This window comes from Flavobacteriales bacterium (assembly GCA_013001705.1).
Lineage (GTDB): Bacteria > Bacteroidota > Bacteroidia > Flavobacteriales_D > JABDKJ01 > JABDLZ01.
Genome location: JABDLZ010000117.1, coordinates 1 through 2553, shown reverse-complemented (window position 1 = coordinate 2553; position 2553 = coordinate 1). Strand labels below are relative to the sequence as shown.

Genomic DNA, 2553 nt, shown 5'->3' with positions numbered 1-2553 from the left:
AACCAGCACGGGCCCAAGTGCTGATCACGGATCCCATCCCAGAACTCGGATGGCAAGGCACATTCCACTATGATGAAGGCTATTACTATTTCCGCAATGTGGGTGAACGGGTATTGTTAGGAGGAGGTCGGAATCTGGATATTGAAGGGGAGACGACCTCTGAGTTGAAGACCACCAAGCATATTCAAGATGCCTTAGAGAAATTGCTCAAAGAAGTCATTCTGCCTGATAGGGTTTTTGTGATCTCACAGAGATGGGCAGGTATCATGGGAGTAGGACCGGTCAAAGAGCCCATCGTACGCTATGTCAGCAATCGGATCATCGCTGCTGTTCGGTTAGGCGGGATGGGAGTGGCTATTGGGACCCAGGTAGGGAGTCGGGCCGCACATCTGGCTGTTGGATGATCTCCAGCACCTCAGACACATCTTCATTGTCTATCAGCATGGCCAGGTTATAATGCTGGATCTTCCACTGACCTTCAGCCCATGTCAATACCCCACTTCCTCGGCATGGACCCATCCATGTTTCCAATAACTCTTCGAACCAGACTGTTCTTCCAGTATCAGAAAAATAGAGTTCGCGATCATATGGTGTGAATGCCCAAGCGGTGTCCCTTTCAAAAAACCTCGCACTCCAGGATCTGAGTTCATCCCTCAGCCAGCGTTCGCTCTTGTCTGTGCCGAGATAGATGGCACTATCGCTCATATTGCCGAAGAACACTTCTTCATCTGCTTGAGCGGCTGCTTGGTGCCAGCCATCCATCAATTGGTGGATACGAGCGGCCTCTTGTGTCTGGTCGAGCGGTTCTGGCTGCTGCTCTTGAGCCGGATTGCAGGAGGTGCAAACAAGAGCTGTGAAGGAAAGGACAAGGAATAGGTCGAGGTACTTCATGATTCTGGGCTTTCAATGGTCTGAAGATATCCATGCACAATGAAATCCGTGTCCGTTCGTAAGATGACAGACATCTTCTACCTTTCTTTTCTTTGCGGCATGGCCTTGGATATACCTCGTTTCTATATGCCAGAACTGGATAGTCGACCTGTGCAGACCTTGCGAGGAGATGAGGCAATGCACGCGATCAAGGTGCTGCGTAGTCGGGTAGGAGACCCGATCGGATTGGTCAATGGAAAAGGATTGTTCGTACAGGGTGAGATCCTCTCGGTAGACAAGCGCAGCTTGGATTTCAAACTCATGCACAGCGATCTTAAAGAAGGACCCGAATCTGATTTCCATCTCATTCTGGCACCCACCAAGAGCATGGACCGTCTCGAATGGTGTCTGGAGAAGTGTACCGAGCTCGGTCTTTCCCGATTGACCTTGGTGATATCAGAGCATTCTGAGCGCAAGAAGCTGCGGCTCGATCGACTTCAGCGCATCGCTCTGGCCGCGATGAAACAGAGTCGATCGTATTTCCTACCTCTTATCGAAGGACCTCAGAAATTCGAGGATTTCATTGCCAATACAGACATGGACCAAGTCATGATCGCCCATTGTGGAGAAGGGGAGCGATCGGCATTCACATCAGAGATGAATACAGTGATGATCGGTCCAGAAGGGGATTTCTCCAAGCAAGAAGTCGAGATGGCTATCGAGCAGGGGGCAAAGCCCGTACATTTGGGACCGAAGCGTTTAAGAACAGAAACAGCCGCTCTAGCGGCCTGTGTGATATCCAATCTATGAGAAGAGCGATCGGACTTTTCGGACTGATCATGATGTTGATGGCATTCACCGCCCCCAAGGGGAGCTACCGCATCGGGGTGTTGAAGTACAAGGGTGGCGGGGATTACTACGCCAATCCCACTGCAGTGCCCAATCTCATCGATTTCTGCAATCAGAACCTAGGAATGAACATCATCCCCGAGGCTCCTTACGTAGAGGTCGGGAGTTTGGAACTCTTCGATTATCCGATGGTCCATATGACGGGTCATGGAAATGTGGTCTTCACACCCTCTGATGCCGAGAATCTGCGTACCTATTTGGAGGCCGGTGGATTCTTGCATATAGATGATAATTATGGTCTGGATCCGTTCATCCGTCCGCAGATGAAGAAGGTCTTTCCAGAATCGGACTTCATCGAATTACCCTTCAGCCATCCGATCTACCATCAATCCTTTGACTTCGATACGGGCTTGCCCAAGGTACATGAGCACGATGGGAAACCCCCGCAAGGATTTGGAATCTTCCATGAAGGACGATTGGTATGTTTCTACAGCCATGAGAGCGATCTGGGTGACGGCTGGGAAGACCAAAGTGTACACAAGGACTCGCAGGAGACCCGCACCAAAGCCCTTCAGATGGGGGCCAACATCGTTCAATACGCTTTTCTAGGAGAATCCGGTTTCTGAACAATTCCCTTGATATCTCGTCAGGATGGGATTTGGAAGATTGACCGCACAGGATGTACCTTGTGACTATCAGACCAAACAGACCATGAAGACCGACCTCAGACCCATCACCTTTTGGTGTATCATTCTCCTATGTATCTCTTGTGCTAAAGAGCATATCGAACCGCTAGGATCAGATGCTTCCTCAGACCAGCGCAGCTTACTCGAC

5 protein-coding genes are annotated in these 2553 nt (G+C 50.3%); 4 read left to right on the top strand and 1 reads right to left on the bottom strand.

The genetic code is table 11. The annotated features are described in order from the left end of the window. Positions 1–404: FAD-binding oxidoreductase (locus tag HKN79_04915; protein NNC82899.1), on the top strand; the 404-nt coding region annotated here is incomplete at its 5' end. Here HKN79_04915 and HKN79_04910 read toward each other — a convergent pair. Further along, the gene (locus HKN79_04910; GenBank protein NNC82898.1) at positions 355–891 is read right to left on the bottom strand and encodes a nuclear transport factor 2 family protein; all 537 of its coding nucleotides are present in this window, start codon (positions 889–891) and stop codon (positions 355–357) included. The two genes, HKN79_04915 and HKN79_04910, sit on opposite strands and share 50 nt — an antisense overlap. 39 nt (positions 892–930) lie before the next feature. On the opposite strand from HKN79_04910, the gene HKN79_04905 reads away from it, so the two are divergent. The 3 genes from HKN79_04905 to HKN79_04895 all read left to right on the top strand — a co-directional run. Next, positions 931–1680 carry a 16S rRNA (uracil(1498)-N(3))-methyltransferase gene (locus HKN79_04905; GenBank protein NNC82897.1) on the top strand — a complete coding sequence of 250 codons (750 nt, stop codon included), beginning with the start codon at positions 931–933 and terminating at the stop codon, positions 1678–1680. Then, a complete protein-coding gene (locus tag HKN79_04900) occupies positions 1677–2345 on the top strand; it encodes a DUF4159 domain-containing protein (protein NNC82896.1) in 669 nt (222 codons plus the stop codon). The genes HKN79_04905 and HKN79_04900 overlap by 4 nt, the downstream gene beginning before the upstream one ends. 25 nt (positions 2346–2370) lie before the next feature. Then, a partial coding sequence (locus tag HKN79_04895) for a hypothetical protein (GenBank protein ID NNC82895.1) occupies positions 2371–2553 on the top strand: 183 nt, incomplete at its 3' end.

What these genes read in the sequence shown, in the direction of transcription:
- HKN79_04900 (NNC82896.1), top strand. Translation starts at nt 1,677, where the DNA reads ATGAGAAGAGCGATCGGACTTTTCGGACTGATCATGATGTTGATGGCA.
- HKN79_04905 (NNC82897.1), top strand. Translation starts at nt 931, where the DNA reads ATGAAATCCGTGTCCGTTCGTAAGATGACAGACATCTTCTACCTTTCT.
- HKN79_04910 (NNC82898.1), bottom strand. Translation starts at nt 891, where the DNA reads ATGAAGTACCTCGACCTATTCCTTGTCCTTTCCTTCACAGCTCTTGTT.